This window comes from Streptomyces sp. Ag109_O5-1 (genome assembly GCF_003814875.1).
Lineage (GTDB): Bacteria > Actinomycetota > Actinomycetes > Streptomycetales > Streptomycetaceae > Streptomyces > Streptomyces sasae.
Window position 1 is genome coordinate 8,628,614 of sequence record NZ_RKQF01000001.1, and the last position, 13,560, is coordinate 8,642,173.

At 70.6% G+C, this 13,560-nt stretch carries 15 protein-coding genes; 8 read left to right on the plus strand and 7 right to left on the minus strand.

Annotation, left to right across the window (positions count from 1 at the left end; genetic code table 11):
* Window positions 1-68: 68 nt before the first annotated feature.
* Entirely contained in the window at window positions 69-1,022 is a 954-nt protein-coding gene (locus EDD90_RS39220; RefSeq protein ID WP_123977841.1) for an ROK family glucokinase, read from the plus strand.
* A 170-nt stretch (window positions 1,023-1,192) separates the two neighbouring features.
* Window positions 1,193-1,942 carry an endonuclease/exonuclease/phosphatase family protein gene (locus EDD90_RS39225; RefSeq protein WP_123977842.1) on the plus strand — a complete coding sequence of 250 codons (750 nt, stop codon included), beginning with the start codon at window positions 1,193-1,195 and terminating at the stop codon, window positions 1,940-1,942.
* A 4-nt stretch (window positions 1,943-1,946) separates the two neighbouring features.
* Here EDD90_RS39225 and EDD90_RS39230 read toward each other — a convergent pair whose 3' ends face one another.
* The 4 genes from EDD90_RS39230 to EDD90_RS39245 all read right to left on the minus strand — a co-directional run bounded on the left by EDD90_RS39230 (window position 1,947) and on the right by EDD90_RS39245 (window position 5,078).
* Window positions 1,947-2,951 (minus strand): CU044_5270 family protein, encoded by a 1,005-nt coding sequence (locus tag EDD90_RS39230; RefSeq protein WP_123977843.1) that lies wholly within the window; start codon window positions 2,949-2,951, stop codon window positions 1,947-1,949.
* On the minus strand, window positions 2,944-3,564 hold the full coding sequence (locus EDD90_RS39235; RefSeq protein ID WP_123977844.1) for an RNA polymerase sigma factor: 621 nt from the start codon (window positions 3,562-3,564) through the stop codon (window positions 2,944-2,946). The genes EDD90_RS39230 and EDD90_RS39235 overlap by 8 nt, the downstream gene beginning before the upstream one ends.
* Window positions 3,565-3,733: 169 nt before the next feature.
* Window positions 3,734-4,306 carry a hypothetical protein gene (locus tag EDD90_RS39240; protein ID WP_123977845.1) on the minus strand — a complete coding sequence of 191 codons (573 nt, stop codon included), beginning with the start codon at window positions 4,304-4,306 and terminating at the stop codon, window positions 3,734-3,736.
* Entirely contained in the window at window positions 4,299-5,078 is a 780-nt protein-coding gene (locus EDD90_RS39245) for a carboxylesterase (protein ID WP_123977846.1), read from the minus strand. Before EDD90_RS39245 ends, EDD90_RS39240 begins: the two co-directional genes overlap by 8 nt.
* 178 nt (window positions 5,079-5,256) lie before the next feature.
* Between EDD90_RS39245 and EDD90_RS39250 the strand changes: the two genes are divergently transcribed.
* From EDD90_RS39250 to EDD90_RS39265, 4 genes are all read left to right on the plus strand, one after another.
* Window positions 5,257-5,967 (plus strand): 1-acyl-sn-glycerol-3-phosphate acyltransferase, encoded by a 711-nt coding sequence (locus EDD90_RS39250; protein ID WP_260328419.1) that lies wholly within the window; start codon window positions 5,257-5,259, stop codon window positions 5,965-5,967.
* Window positions 5,968-6,000: 33 nt separating this feature from the next.
* Window positions 6,001-7,218 (plus strand): MacS family sensor histidine kinase, encoded by a 1,218-nt coding sequence (macS, locus tag EDD90_RS39255; protein WP_123977848.1) that lies wholly within the window; start codon window positions 6,001-6,003, stop codon window positions 7,216-7,218.
* Complete coding sequence (locus EDD90_RS39260; RefSeq protein ID WP_123977849.1) at window positions 7,215-7,877, plus strand: response regulator transcription factor; 663 nt, start codon at window positions 7,215-7,217, stop codon at window positions 7,875-7,877. Before macS ends, EDD90_RS39260 begins: the two co-directional genes overlap by 4 nt.
* Window positions 7,878-8,025: 148 nt before the next feature.
* Window positions 8,026-9,054, plus strand: a complete 1,029-nt coding sequence (locus tag EDD90_RS39265; RefSeq protein ID WP_123977850.1) for a 6-phosphofructokinase — start codon at window positions 8,026-8,028, stop codon at window positions 9,052-9,054.
* Window positions 9,055-9,153: 99 nt separating this feature from the next.
* Here the strand turns inward: EDD90_RS39265 and EDD90_RS39270 are convergent, their stop codons facing one another.
* Window positions 9,154-11,019: an anthranilate synthase family protein gene (locus EDD90_RS39270; protein ID WP_123977851.1), complete on the minus strand. Its 1,866-nt coding sequence runs from the start codon at window positions 11,017-11,019 to the stop codon at window positions 9,154-9,156.
* A gap of 98 nt (window positions 11,020-11,117) precedes the next feature.
* A complete protein-coding gene (locus EDD90_RS59160) occupies window positions 11,118-11,186 on the minus strand; it encodes a trp operon leader peptide (protein ID WP_385675671.1) in 69 nt (22 codons plus the stop codon).
* Window positions 11,187-11,292: 106 nt separating this feature from the next.
* Here EDD90_RS59160 and EDD90_RS39280 point away from each other — a divergent pair, with 106 nt between their 5' ends.
* Both EDD90_RS39280 and EDD90_RS39285 read left to right on the plus strand, forming a co-directional pair.
* Complete coding sequence (locus EDD90_RS39280; protein WP_123977853.1) at window positions 11,293-12,645, plus strand: class II 3-deoxy-7-phosphoheptulonate synthase; 1,353 nt, start codon at window positions 11,293-11,295, stop codon at window positions 12,643-12,645.
* 148 nt (window positions 12,646-12,793) lie between these two features.
* Complete coding sequence (locus EDD90_RS39285) at window positions 12,794-13,027, plus strand: bacterioferritin-associated ferredoxin (RefSeq protein WP_185149391.1); 234 nt, start codon at window positions 12,794-12,796, stop codon at window positions 13,025-13,027.
* Between the two features lies 1 nt (window position 13,028).
* On the opposite strand, the gene bfr is transcribed toward EDD90_RS39285, so the two are convergent.
* A complete protein-coding gene (bfr, locus tag EDD90_RS39290; RefSeq protein ID WP_123977855.1) occupies window positions 13,029-13,511 on the minus strand; it encodes a bacterioferritin in 483 nt (160 codons plus the stop codon).
* Between the last annotated feature and the right edge of the window lie 49 nt (window positions 13,512-13,560).

Genomic DNA, 13,560 nt, shown 5'->3' on the forward strand with positions numbered 1-13,560 from the left:
CGGGAACCCGACGGCAGGGCCTCGGGTACGGTTGGCCGTAGCGGGGTTCGACCGGAACTGAGGGATTCATGGGACTCACCATCGGCGTCGACATCGGCGGCACGAAGATCGCGGCCGGCGTGGTCGATGAGGAAGGCAACATCCTCTCGACCCACAAGGTGCCGACCCCGGGCACGGCCGAGGGCATCGTGGACGCCATTGCTTCCGCCGTAGAGGGCGCCCGCGCCGGGCACGAGATCGTCGGCGTGGGCATCGGCGCGGCCGGTTACGTGAACCGGCAGCGCTCCACGGTCTACTTCGCGCCCAACATCGACTGGCGCCAGGAGCCGCTGAAGGAGAAGGTCGAGGCCCGCGTCGGCCTCCCCGTGGTCGTGGAGAACGACGCCAACGCCGCCGCCTGGGGCGAGTACAAGTTCGGCGCCGGCAAGGGCCACCGCAACGTCATCTGCATCACCCTCGGCACCGGCCTCGGCGGCGGCATCATCATCGGCAACAAGCTGCGCCGCGGGCACTTCGGCGTCGCCGCCGAGTTCGGTCACATCCGGATGGTCCCGGACGGGCTGCTGTGCGGCTGCGGCTCGCAGGGCTGCTGGGAGCAGTACGCCTCCGGCCGCGCCCTCGTCCGCTACGCCAAGCAGCGCGCCAACGCCACCCCCGAGGCCGCCGAGATCCTGCTCGGCCTCGGCGACGGCAGCCCCGACGGCATCGAGGGCAAGCACATCTCCATGGCCGCCCGCCAGGGCGACCCGGTGGCCGTCGACTCCTACCGGGAGCTCGCCCGCTGGGCCGGCGCCGGCCTCGCCGACCTGGCCTCCCTCTTCGACCCCTCCGCCTTCATCGTCGGCGGTGGCCTCTCCGACGAGGGTGAACTGGTCCTGGACCCGATCCGCAAGTCCTACAAGCGCTGGCTGGTCGGCGGCAACTGGCGCCCGGTCGCCGAGGTCATCGCCGCCCAGCTGGGCAACGAGGCGGGCCTGGTGGGCGCGGCCGACCTGGCACGGGAACCCGACCCGATCATGTAAATGCGGCCCACTGGCCCCACCTGCCTTTGAGGGGCGCGGGGCGGTAGTCGACTTGCGGCTACCGCCGCGCGGGCGCGGCCAGCCGCAACGCACCGGCGGTCGCGCACAGACCTCGCGCCCCGAGCCATTGGGCGCGCGGCCGTTTCCTCTGCCGCGTACAGTTGATCCACATGGCGCCGCTCCCCAACTCCCACACAGAGCCCGACGGTTCCGCCGTCATCCGCGTCCTCGGCTACAACATCCGCTCCATGCGGGACGACACCGACGCTCTCGCCCGGGTCATCAGGGCCTGCGCCCCCGACCTGGTCCTCGTCCAGGAAGCCCCCCGCTTCTTCCGCTGGCGCAAGAAGCTCGCCCGCCTGGCCTCGGCCGCGGACCTGGTGATCCTCACCGGAGGCGCCACCGCGGCGGGCCCGGCGATCCTCTGCGACCTCCGTGCCACTGTCGAGCACACCGAGGACGTCCTGCTCCCGCTCACCCCCGGCCTGCACCGCCGCGGCTTCGCGACAGCGACCGTCCGCTTCGGCGGCGCCCGCCTCGGCGTCACCAGCTTCCACCTCAGCCTGCAGCAGGACGAGCGCTACGAGCAGGGCGGCATGCTCCTCGACCGGCTCGCCGGCCTGGGCGTGGAGCACGCCATCGCGGGCGGCGACCTCAACGACCGCCCCGACGGCCGCACCTTCCGCCGCCTGGCCGACACCCTCCAGGACTGCCGTACCACCGCGCCCTGGGGCGGCGAGTTCACCTCCTGGTCCACCGCCCCCCACCAGCGCATCGACGCTATCTTCGCGACGAAGGGCATCGAGGTGCTCGGCTGCGGCGTACCGACGGACCTCCCCGGCATCACCGACGCGGACCTGAGGGCGGCCACGGACCATCTCCCGGTCCTGGCCGCCCTCAGGGTCCCCGCCGCCTCCTAGCGCCCTACGGCCGCTGCTTCACCCTGTCCACGACGGCCCAGCTGTCGAGATACGAGAGCTGGGTGTACGTCTTCATGGCCGCGCCGTCGCCCGAGGTGCGTACGTCGCGGAAGCCGAGGAACTCGTACGTCACGGGGTCGAAGATGAAGTAGCCGCCGAAGCCCACCGAACCCTTCGGGAGCGTCGGGTCGTCGTACGTGATGGCCACGCCGGTACGCCCCTTCGCGTCCTTCTGACCCGGCACCACCTTCACACCCGGCACCATGCCGAGCGCCTCGTACGCCGCCGGACGCAGTCCTTCCGGCATCACCGGGACCAGCTCCAGCAGCCCGGCCAGGCTGAAGTGGACGTTCGACCACTCCACATCGTTCAGGTCGTCGAGGGAGGCGGCCCGGCCGCCGTACCAGTCCGTGATCGACAGGATCAGCCGCTTCGGGTCGGTCGGCAGTTTCCGCAGCGTTCCCCAGTCCCGAGGCGGCCAGATACGCTCGTCGGCCTTCAGCGGCGGCGTCCACCAGCCCTTTCCGATCTCCATGACCCAGGACCGCTTGGAGCCGTCCACCGACCGCCAGTTCTCGTCGACATAGCTCTTCGTGACACCGGTCTTCTGGTCGGTCTCCTTGATGATCTCCTTGGTGTAGATGAACTGGTCGTCGCGCGGGCTGGCCGTCCGCTCGTGCTCGCGCGCATAGGCGGCGGCCCCCTTCAGGACCGTCTGCGCGCTCACGTTCCGCATCGCGGGCGCACTGGTCGCCGGCGGCTCCGCCGTGTGGTGCGTGCGGGGGCCGTGGTCGTCCCCGACGGCGACCAGTACGGCGCCGGCGACCACGGCGGCGAGCGCGCCGGACAGGGCGATACGCAGGAGGGGGCGGTGGGGCCGTACGCGCACGGCAGGCTCGTTGACCGCCGTGAGCAGGCGGGCCCGCACCCGCCGTCTGGTCTCGTCGTCGAGCGGGGGAGCCCCCGTGTCGAAGTCCCTCAGTTCGCGCAGTTCGTCGATGTCACGCATGGGCGTCTGCCTCTCGGAAAGCCGTCGGATCGGTGCCGCCCAGTGCTTCGCGCAATCTGCTGCGGGCCCGGTGCAGCCGCGATCTGACCGTGCCGACCGGCACTCCCAGCGCCAGGGCCACCTCCTCGTAGTCGAGGTCGCCCCAGGCCACCAGGAGCACCACATCGCGATGCCGGGCCGACAGCCCGGCCAGCGCGGCCGCCAGGTCCCGACGCACCCCCGTGGCACCGGCCCTGGCGACCGCGCGATCCGCGACCGGTTCCTCGTGCTCGACCGGCGCCGGGACCTGGGCGAGCGCCTTGAAGCGGCGTGCCTCGGCCCGGCGATGCCGGCCCACGAGGTTGGTCGCGATGCCGAACAGCCACGGACGGGCGTCGGCACGCGTGAGGTCGTAGGTCTTGCGTTTCTGGAAGGCGGTGACGAAGGTCTCCGCCATCAGGTCCTCCGCCGCCTCTGGACCGAGCCGTCTCGCCGCGTAACGGTGCACGGCGTCGGCATGGCGGTCGTAGAGCGCGGCGAATGCTTCGGGCTCGTCCCGGGACCGCTCGATCACGCAGGCGTCACTCTCCCCGCGATCCTCCGCGCGGGTACCGACGCCCGGTCCGACGGTCATCGGGGCTCCTCTCGTTCGTCCGAACGCCTCGAAGGCTTGGGCTTGTTGGTTCACCTCTCCTTCGCCGCTCGGCGGAATCGAGTTCCCTTTCGGGACGGGGGCCGTGCCCGGAAACGCGAGAGCCCGTCCGGAGCGACTCCGGACGGGCCCTCGGGCGGGAGCTGATCGGTCAGACGACGGCACCCCGCCCGGGGTCGCCGTCCTCGTCGTCATCCGTCTTCATACGGGTCACCAGCGTGACGAACCCGCCGAGGAACCCGCCGATGCCCAGCGTCGCCAGCCACCAGGTCATGTCCCAGCCGAGCAGCACCGCGAGCAGCAGCAGGACCGGTCCGCCCACCACGCCCAGCCAGGCGAACTTGGCCGTGGCGTCGGCGGTCGGCAGCGGCGGCGGCTCGGGCGGCACGAAGTGCCCCTCGTCGTCATCGTCGAAGTCGTCCTCGGACGGCTCCGGCGCCGTGTAGTCACGCGGTCCGCCCACCCCGGGCGCGAAGGAGATGGAGCTGCCCAGCGGCTTCGCGGGCCGCTGCTCCTCGGCCGCCCCCGCATCGGTGTCGGTCTCGTCCTCTTCGGTCGCCGGCAGCGCCAGATCCTCCACCGGCTTGTAGGGCTTCGCGCCCGGCGGGTCCGGCGGCTCCTCGCCGTACCCCGCGACGATCGCCGCCCAGGCGGCCTCCTCGTCGAAGGGCACTCCCTTCTCGTCCGGCTCGCGGTCCTCGCGGTCGGAGTCGTGCTCAGCCAACTGCGGCCGTCCCTTCCTTGCCGACACTGGGTGCGAGCCGGCCGATGAAGGCGAGGCTCTCCTCGAGGATCCGGTCCGCGTCGTGGTCCAACGTCGCCACGTGGTAACTCTGTTCCAGCACGACCTCCGTTACGTCTGTGGAGGACACCCGGCTCAGGATCCGGGCGGAATCGACCGCCGGAACCACATGGTCCTGGGCGCTGCGCAGGAGCAGCAGCGGCTGGGTCACCTGCGGAAGCTCGCCGTCCACCTTGCGGAAGAAGTTCCGCAGGGAATGCGCGCAGTGCAGCGGCACCCGGTCGTACCCCACCTCCGCGGCGCCCGGCTTGGCGATGTCGCTGGCGATACCGGGGGCCGTGCGCACCAGATGCCGGGCCACCGGAAGGGCGTACGCCGAAAGGCCGTGCACCTTGTTCGCCGGGTTGACGACCACCACACCGTCCACACCCGCACCGTTCTTCGCGGCCAGCCGCAGCGCCAGCGTGCCGCCCATGGACAGGCCCGCCACGAACACCCGGGAGCAGCGCTCCCGCAGCAGCCGCAGCTCGCGGTCCACCTCCGCGTACCAGTCCTGCCAGCCGGTGACCGCCATGTCCTCCCAGCGGGTGCCATGCCCGGGCAGCAGGGGCAGGGACACGGACAGGCCGTGTGCCGCAAGGTGCTCCGCCCAGGGGCGCAGCGACTGAGGCGAACCGGTGAAACCGTGACAGAGGAGGACACCGACCTCCCCGCCGTCATGGCGGTACGGCTCGGCTCCGGGGAGAACCGGCACCTTCGGTCTCCAATTCATGAGAGGGCGGGAACTGGAAGGGGCACGAACGACGACTCCAGTTGTGTTTCACCGTACGCGACGGCACTGACACCGACCAGGGTCGTCGGGCTCATTCCCGGCGCTCCGGGTTAAGGTCTGATCGACGGAAACAGGAGGCACTCGGTTGTTGTACGGCGCGATGAAGGTCGCTATCGGGGGACCGCTCAAGGTCACCTTCAGACCCTGGGTGGAGGGCCTGGAGAACGTCCCGGCCGAGGGCCCGGCGATCCTGGCGAGTAACCACCTGTCCTTCTCGGACTCGTTCTTCCTGCCCGCGGTGCTGGACCGCAAGGTCACCTTCATCGCGAAGGCCGAGTACTTCACCACGCCCGGTGTGAAGGGCCGGCTGACGGCCGCCTTCTTCAAGGGCGTCGGCCAGCTCCCGGTGGACCGCTCCGGTGCGCGCGGTGCCGGTGAGGCGGCGGTCAAGAGCGGCATAGACGTGCTGGAGCGCGGTGAGCTGTTCGGTATCTATCCGGAGGGCACCCGCTCGCCCGACGGCCGTCTCTACCGGGGCAAGCCCGGCGGCCTCGCGCGCGTGGCGCTCGCGACCGGCGCCCCGGTGATCCCGGTCGCCATGATCGACACGGAGAAGATCCAGCCGCCGGGGCAGGTGATGCCCAAGCTGATGCGGCCGGGCATCCGGATCGGCAAGGCCCTGGACTTCAGCCGTTACCAGGGCATGGAGCACGACCGGTTCGTGCTGCGCGCGGTGACCGACGAGGTCATGTACGAGATCATGAAGCTCTCCGGCCAGGAGTACGTCGACATCTACGCGACCGCCGCCAAGCGGCAGATCGCCGAGGCCGCCAAGGCCGAGAAGGCCGAGAAGAAGACCGCCGGGTCGTAGGCCCGCGGCAGGGGGACAGGGGGGACCGGGGTCATGGCCAAGCGGGAACGCGTCATCCGCATGTCGGTCGAGCAGCCCCTGTGGCGTGCGCTCACCGGCTACCGCGTACTGACCCTGCTGTACGCGATCGGCCTGTTCGCCTCCGCCTACGAGGACTACGACCGCCCCGGCGTCGCCATCGCCTACTTCGCCCTCCTGACCGTCTGGACGCTGGCGACCCTGCCCCGTGTGCAGAGCGCGGCTGCCTGCACCAAGCGCTTCCTCGCCGTCGACCTCGCGATCGCGATCACCGGCATCGTCCTGACGCCCTGGGTGGTCACCCAGGGCCACATCGACCGCGGCGGACCGACCCTGCCGTCGATATGGACCGCCGGTTCGGTCCTCGCCTACGCCATCAAGGGCGGCTGGCGGTGGGCCGCCTTCGCCTCCACGCCGGTCGCCGTCGCCAACCTGGTCGAGCGCGGCCACCCGGCCCGCGACACCGTGCACAACGTGATCCTGGTCTGGGTCGCCTCCATCGCCATCGGGTACGTCGTCGAGGTCGCCCGCGCCTCCGAGCGCACCCTCGCCCGCGCCCTGGAGATCGAGGCGGCGACCCGGGAACGGGAGCGGCTGGCCCGGGACATCCACGACGGCGTGCTCCAGGTGCTGGCCATGGTGCAGCGGCGCAGTGTGCTCCTCGGCGGCGAGGCGGCCGAACTGGGGCGGATGGCGGGCGAGCAGGAGGTGGCACTGCGCACTCTGGTCTCCGGGGGCCTGGTGCCGCCCTCGCGGGCCTCGGAGGACGCGGCGCAGGGGGCACTCGTACGCCTGGTCGAGGACGAGCCGGCGGACTCCGGCCCCGTCGATCTGCGCGTCCTGCTCGCGCCGTACGCCGGGTCCCGGGTCAGCCTGGCCGAGCCGGGCGCCCCGGTGGAGCTGCCGCCGGGGGCCGCGCGTGAGCTGGCCGCCGCCGTCGGCGCCGCCCTGGACAATGTGCGCAGGCACGCGGGCGAGCAGGCGCGGGCCTGGATCCTGGTCGAGGACGAGCCCGGCGAGATCGTGGTGACCGTGCGGGACGACGGCCCCGGCATCCCGGAGGGGCGGCTCGCCCAGGCCGAGGGGGAGGGGCGGCTCGGGGTGGCCCAGTCGATCCGGGGGCGGCTGCGCGACCTCGGCGGCAGCGCCGAGCTGGTCTCGGTCCCCGGGCAGGGCACGGAAGTGGAGTTGACGGTACCGAAGGTCTCCCCGGGGAAGGCGGAGCGGCGATGAGCATCAAGGTCATGGTGGTCGACGACCACCCCATGTGGCGCGACGCGGTCGCCCGGGACCTGGCCGAGTCCGGTTTCGAGGTGGTCGCCACCGCGGGGGACGGCGACCAGGCGGTGCGCCGTGCCAAGGCCGCCGCGCCCGACGTCCTCGTCCTGGACCTCAACCTGCCCGCCAAGCCCGGCGTCCAGGTCTGCAAGGAACTCGTCGGCCACAATCCGGCGTTGCGGGTCCTGGTCCTCTCCGCGAGCGGGGAGCACGCCGACGTCCTGGAGGCGGTGAAGTCCGGCGCCACCGGCTATCTGCTGAAGTCCGCCTCGACGGAGGAGTTGCTGGACGCGGTCCGCCGTACCGCCGTCGGCGACCCGGTGTTCACGCCCGGCCTCGCCGGACTGGTCCTCGGCGAGTACCGCCGCCTGGCCTCCGAACCGGCCCCGGCCGCGGACGCCGAGGGGCCGGACGCGCCCCGGCTCACCGACCGCGAGACCGAGGTGCTGCGCCTGGTGGCCAAGGGGCTGAGCTACAAGCAGATCGCCGAACGCCTGGTCATCTCGCACCGCACGGTCCAGAACCACGTCCAGAACACCCTCGGCAAACTCCAGCTGCACAACAGGGTGGAACTGGTCCGTTATGCCATAGAGCGCGGCCTCGACGACGAATGATCCACAGGTGATGTGATCTTCGCGCTTGACGGCAAGTAAACCAACCGCCCACCAATTCACCGGAATTGCCTGTCCCGCCCATCCCTGTGTGACCTGGATCACCACTAGCGTGAGCCTCACCAGGCAACCGCGGCGAAGGGACATTTCCATGCGGGTCGGAGTACTGACCGGAGGCGGCGACTGCCCCGGGCTCAACGCCGTCATCCGGGGCATCGTCCGCAAGGGCGTGCAGGAGTACGGCTACGACTTCGTCGGCTTCCGGGACGGCTGGCGCGGACCCCTCGAAGGCGACACCGTCCGCCTCGACATCCCCGCCGTGCGCGGCATCCTGCCCCGCGGCGGCACCATCCTCGGCTCCTCGCGCACCAATCCGTTCAAGCAGGAGAACGGCATCCGCCGGATCAAGGACAACCTCGCCAAACTGGAGGTCGAGGCGCTCATCGCGATCGGCGGCGAGGACACCCTCGGAGTCGCCGCACGCCTCACCGACGAGTACGGCGTGCCCGTCGTCGGCGTCCCGAAGACCATCGACAACGACCTGTCCGCCACCGACTACACCTTCGGCTTCGACACCGCCGTCGGCATCGCGACAGAGGCCATCGACCGGCTGCACACCACCGCCGAGTCCCATATGCGGGTCCTGGTCTGCGAGGTGATGGGACGGCACGCCGGCTGGATCGCCATCCACTCCGGCCTCGCCGGCGGCGCCAACGTCATCCTCATCCCCGAGCAGCGCTTCGACGTGGACCAGGTGTGCGCCTGGATCACCTCCCGCTTCAAGGCGTCGTACGCCCCGATCGTGGTCATCGCCGAAGGCGCCATGCCCAAGGACGGCGAGGCGGTCCTCAAGGACGAGTCGCTGGACTCCTTCGGGCACGTCCGGCTCTCCGGGGTCGGCGAGTGGCTCGCCAAGGAGATCGAGAAGCGCACCGGCAAGGAGGCCCGCACCACCGTCCTCGGGCACATCCAGCGCGGCGGCACCCCGAGCGCCTTCGACCGCTGGCTCGCCACCCGCTTCGGCCTGCACGCCATCGACGCCGTCCGCGACGGCGACTTCGGCAAGATGGTCGCCCTGCGCGGTACCGACATCGTCCGGGTCCCGATCGCGGAGGCCACGGCCAAGCTGAAGACCGTGGACCCGAAGCTGTACGAAGAGGTCGGGGTGTTCTTCGGCTGACGGCTCCGCCGCCCGCACGCGCGGTTGTACGGACCTCCACGCGCCATCACGGTCACGGTGACGGCGCGCGGAGGCACCGGAGGGTCGCCGGGAACTGCGTCAAGCCTGAACTGTTCCGGTGCCGCGCAGCTGCCCCACCAACTCCCGCACGATCACCGCCCCGTTCAGTGTGAGAACCGACTCGGGATGGAACTGGACCCCGGCGAACCCGGGACCCCGCAGCGCGTGCACCTCGCCGTTCGCCGCCCGGCTCACCTCCACCCCGTGCGCCGCCAGCTCCCGCGCCGCGTCGTCGTCGCAGCGCGCCACGAAGCTGTTGTAGAAGCCGACGGTCTCCGGACGCCCGAACAGGTCCACCGTCGTCTGCGCCCCCTGGTAGGGGACCTCCTTGCGGACGATCTCCAGCCCCAGCTCGGCCGCGACCAGCTCGTGCCCGAGGCAGACCCCCAGCACCCCGTACCGGTGTTCCCGGATCACCGTCGCCGTCAGCTCCCGCAGGAACCGCATCTTCGGATCGTCCAGGTCACCCGGGTCGCCGGGTCCCGGGCCGAGCACGACCGGCCCCTCGTGCGCGTGCACCGCCGCCCGCAGCCCCGGCTCGTCGTACCGCCGGACGGTGACGTCCAGCCCGCCCGCGCGCAGCACATGCGCGAGCATCGCCGTGAACGTGTCCTCACCGTCCACCACCAGCGCGTGCCCGGTCAGCTCCCCGGTCCGCTCCTGCATCCGCAGCCAGAACGGCGCCAGCGCGGCCCGGCGCCCGTCCAGCGCGGCCCGCACCCGGGGGTCGTCGGCCAGCCGGGGCCGGGCCCCCTCCGCCCGCGGCCGTGCCGGTCGTACGCCCAGGGCCGCCAGCACCCCCGCCGCCTTCGCGTGCGTCTCCGCGACCTCGCTCACCGGGTCCGAACCGCGCACCAGCGTGGCGCCGACGGGGACGCGCAGCCGCCCCCGCGCGTCGATGTCGGCGGTGCGGATGAGGATGGGGGAGTCGAGGGTCTGGGCCCCGCCGGAATCACGCCCCAGCAGCGCCAGCGCACCGGCGTAGTAGCCACGCCCCCCGACCTCGTGCCGCTCGATCACCCGGCAGGCGTTCTGCACCGGCGAGCCCGTGACGGTCGCCGCGAACATCGTCTCCTTCAGGACCTCCCGCACGTCCAGCGAGGACCTCCCGCGCAGCTCGTACTCGGTGTGCGCGAGGTGCGCCATCTCCATCAGCCGGGGCCCGACGACCACACCCCCCATGTCCCCGACCGTGCACATCATCTTGAGCTCCTCGTCGACGACCATCGACAGCTCCTCGATCTCCTTGCCGTCGGCGAGGAAGCCGAGGAGGTGCTCGGGGGTGGGGCCCTCGGCGGGGTAGCGGTACGTGCCGCTGATCGGGTTCATGACGACCGTGCCGCCGGACATCCGGACGTGCACCTCCGGACTGGCCCCGACCAGCGTCCGGTCCCCGGTGTGGACGACGAACGTCCAGTACGCGCCCCGCTCGCCCTCCAGCAGCCGCCGGAAGAGAGCGAGGGCGTCGGCGCGTCCGAACCCGGGCATCTCGCCCTCGTACGTCCGCCGGATCACGAAGTTCGCGCCCTCGCCCCGCCCGATCTCCTCGCGCAGCACCCGGCCGACGATCTCCGCGTACTCGTCGTCGTCGACGTCGAAGCCGCCGGCCCGGACGTGGACGTCGTGGGACGGCAGGGCCGCCAGGGCCTCGTCCAGTGGAATGTGACCCACCACCGTCGGTGTCAGCACCAGCAGCGGCGTCCCGTCGTCCCGCACGTCGAACCCGCGCTCCCGGATCTGCCGGTACGGCACGAGGGCCAGTCCCTCGCCGGGCAGGTCGGCGAGCCGGTCGTGGGCGGTGACCGGACCGATCAGGACCTCCACCGTGTTCTCGTCGTGGCCGGGCGTGCGGCGGCGGAGCAGGGCGAAGGGGCGGTTGTCGTGGAGCAACTGGGTCAGGTCCATGGTTCCTCTGCCTCATCGGGCTGGTAAGGGAGGAACGACCCCGGAAACGCCGAAGGCCGCCCCTCGGGCGGCCTTCGCGAAGTCTTGCGTACGCGTAGTCAGTGGGCCGCCGGAGAAGCGGTCCACCACCAGTTCTGGATCTGGTTACGGGTCGAATACGCGAACATGCGGAAAACAGTACCGCACCCCACCCTCTGTCCACGGGACAATCTTTCCGTCTCATCAGTCGAGCCACGGAAATATCCGTGGACACGACCCCGTAATGTTTACGAGGTGACCGTGAACGCTAAGACCAGCCAGAGCGCTGGCAACACCTGGCGAGACCTGCCCGCGGCGCAGCAGCCCGAGTACCCCGACCCCGAGGCTCTGCGCGCAGTCGTTGCGGAGCTGGAGTCGTATCCGCCGCTCGTCTTCGCGGGCGAGTGCGACCAGCTGCGCGCCCGGATGGCGGCCGTCGCCAAGGGAGAGGCGTTCCTCCTCCAGGGCGGCGACTGCGCGGAGGCCTTCGACGCGGTGTCGGCCGACCACATCCGCAACAAGCTCAAGACCCTTCTCCAGATGGGTGCCGTGCTGACGTACGCGGCGTCGGTGCCCGTGGTGAAGGTGGGCCGGATCGCCGGCCAGTACAGCAAGCCGCGCTCCAAGGGGACCGAGACCCGCGACGGCGTGACGCTGCCGACGTACCGTGGTGACTCGGTCAACGGCTTCGACTTCGACGAGAAGGCCCGGATCCCGGACCCCGAGCGGCTGAAGCGGATGTACAACGCGTCCGCCTCGACGCTGAACCTGGTGCGTGCCTTCACCACCGGCGGTTACGCGGACCTGCGCCAGGTGCACGCCTGGAACCAGGACTTCGTGAAGTCGTCCCCGTCCGGCCAGCGCTACGAGCAGCTCGCCCGCGAGATCGACAACGCGCTGAACTTCATGCGGGCCTGCGGCACCGACCCGGAGGAGTTCAAGACCGTCGAGTTCTTCTCCTCGCACGAGGCGCTGCTGCTGGACTACGAGTCCGCCCTGACCAGGGTCGACTCCCGCACCGGCAAGCTGTACGACGTCTCCGGGCACATGGTGTGGATCGGTGAGCGCACCCGGCAGCTGGACGGCGCGCACATCGAGTTCGCCTCGAAGATCCGCAACCCGATCGGCATCAAGCTCGGCCCGACGACGACGGCCGAGGAGGCGCTGCGGTACATCGACCGCCTCGACCCGGACCGCGAGCCGGGCCGGCTGACCTTCATCGTCCGGATGGGCGCGGACAAGGTCCGCGACAAGCTCCCCGAGCTGGTCGAGAAGGTCACCGCCTCGGGCGCCACGGTGGCCTGGGTGACCGACCCGATGCACGGCAACACCTTCGAGGCGGCCTCAGGTCACAAGACCCGCCGCTTCGACGACGTGCTCGACGAGGTCAAGGGCTTCTTCGAGGTCCACAAGACCCTCGGCACCCACCCGGGCGGCATCCATGTCGAGCTCACCGGTGACGACGTCACCGAGTGCGTGGGCGGCGGCGACGAGATCTTCGTCGACGATCTGCACCAGCGCTACGAGACGGCCTGCGACCCCCGCCTGAACCGCAGCCAGTCCCTTGACCTGGCGTTCCTCGTGGCGGAGATGTACCGGGACCAGTAGCAGGTCTTTGCAGTGCAGTGGGGCGCGGATCACAAATGATCCGCGCCCCTTCCACTTTTGCGGGCCCCGGGTGATGGGTAAGGTTAGGTTTGCCTCACCGTCCATCGGTACGGCACCACTGATCGATCCCGGCGGGAGGTGAATCCGCGTGTACGTCTGCAGCTGCTTCGGAGTGACCGAGGCGCAGGTCAAGCAGCATGCGGAGGACGGCGCCCGCACCCCTCGCCAGATAGCGTCCGCCTGCAAGGCGGGCACGGACTGCGGTTCGTGCGTCCGCCGGATCCAGGCGATCCTCGGCCGGGGCGCCTGCCCCCGCCGTGAGCTGGCCGACCAGGGCCGCCCGGTGCTCTCGGAGATCGAGGGGCTCGACGAGGCCGCTTAGGTCAGCTGCTCTCGGGCTGCTCGATGATCTGCGAGATGTAGAGCGCCTCACCGAGCTTCTCCACCAGCTCCAGCTGGGTGTCGAGGTAGTCGATGTGGTTCTCCTCGTCGGCCAGGATGTCCTCGAAGATGTTCGCGGACGTGATGTCGCCCTTCTCGCGCATCACCTTGATCCCGCGCTTGAGCCGGTCGATCGCCTCCACCTCGATCTGCCGGTCGGCCTCGAACATCTCCTTCACGGTCTGCCCCACGCGCACGTGGAACAGCCGCTGGTAGTTGGGCAGCCCCTCCAGGAACAGGATCCGGTCGGTGAGCACCTCGGCATGCTTCATCTCGTCGAACGACTCGTGCCGGGTGTACTTCGCGAGCTTGTACCAGCCGAAGTTCTCCTGCATCTTCGCGTGCAGGAAGTACTGGTTGATCGCGGTGAGCTCACCGGTGAGCTGCTCGTTGAGGAATTCGATGACCTCGGGGTCGCCCTGCATCGCAGAGGCTCCTTCCACGGACTGGGGTGTTTGCGGCGCATGATTGCAC

Excerpts from the sequence above, each read along its gene's own strand:
- EDD90_RS39220 (WP_123977841.1), top strand. The coding sequence starts at position 69 with ATGGGACTCACCATCGGCGTCGACATCGGCGGCACGAAGATCGCGGCC.
- EDD90_RS39225 (WP_123977842.1), top strand. The coding sequence starts at position 1,193 with ATGGCGCCGCTCCCCAACTCCCACACAGAGCCCGACGGTTCCGCCGTC.
- EDD90_RS39230 (WP_123977843.1), bottom strand. The coding sequence starts at position 2,951 with ATGCGTGACATCGACGAACTGCGCGAACTGAGGGACTTCGACACGGGG.
- EDD90_RS39235 (WP_123977844.1), bottom strand. The coding sequence starts at position 3,564 with ATGACCGTCGGACCGGGCGTCGGTACCCGCGCGGAGGATCGCGGGGAG.
- EDD90_RS39250 (WP_260328419.1), top strand. The coding sequence starts at position 5,257 with ATGAAGGTCGCTATCGGGGGACCGCTCAAGGTCACCTTCAGACCCTGG.
- macS (WP_123977848.1), top strand. The coding sequence starts at position 6,001 with ATGGCCAAGCGGGAACGCGTCATCCGCATGTCGGTCGAGCAGCCCCTG.
- EDD90_RS39260 (WP_123977849.1), top strand. The coding sequence starts at position 7,215 with ATGAGCATCAAGGTCATGGTGGTCGACGACCACCCCATGTGGCGCGAC.
- EDD90_RS39265 (WP_123977850.1), top strand. The coding sequence starts at position 8,026 with ATGCGGGTCGGAGTACTGACCGGAGGCGGCGACTGCCCCGGGCTCAAC.
- EDD90_RS39270 (WP_123977851.1), bottom strand. The coding sequence starts at position 11,019 with ATGGACCTGACCCAGTTGCTCCACGACAACCGCCCCTTCGCCCTGCTC.
- bfr (WP_123977855.1), bottom strand. The coding sequence starts at position 13,511 with ATGCAGGGCGACCCCGAGGTCATCGAATTCCTCAACGAGCAGCTCACC.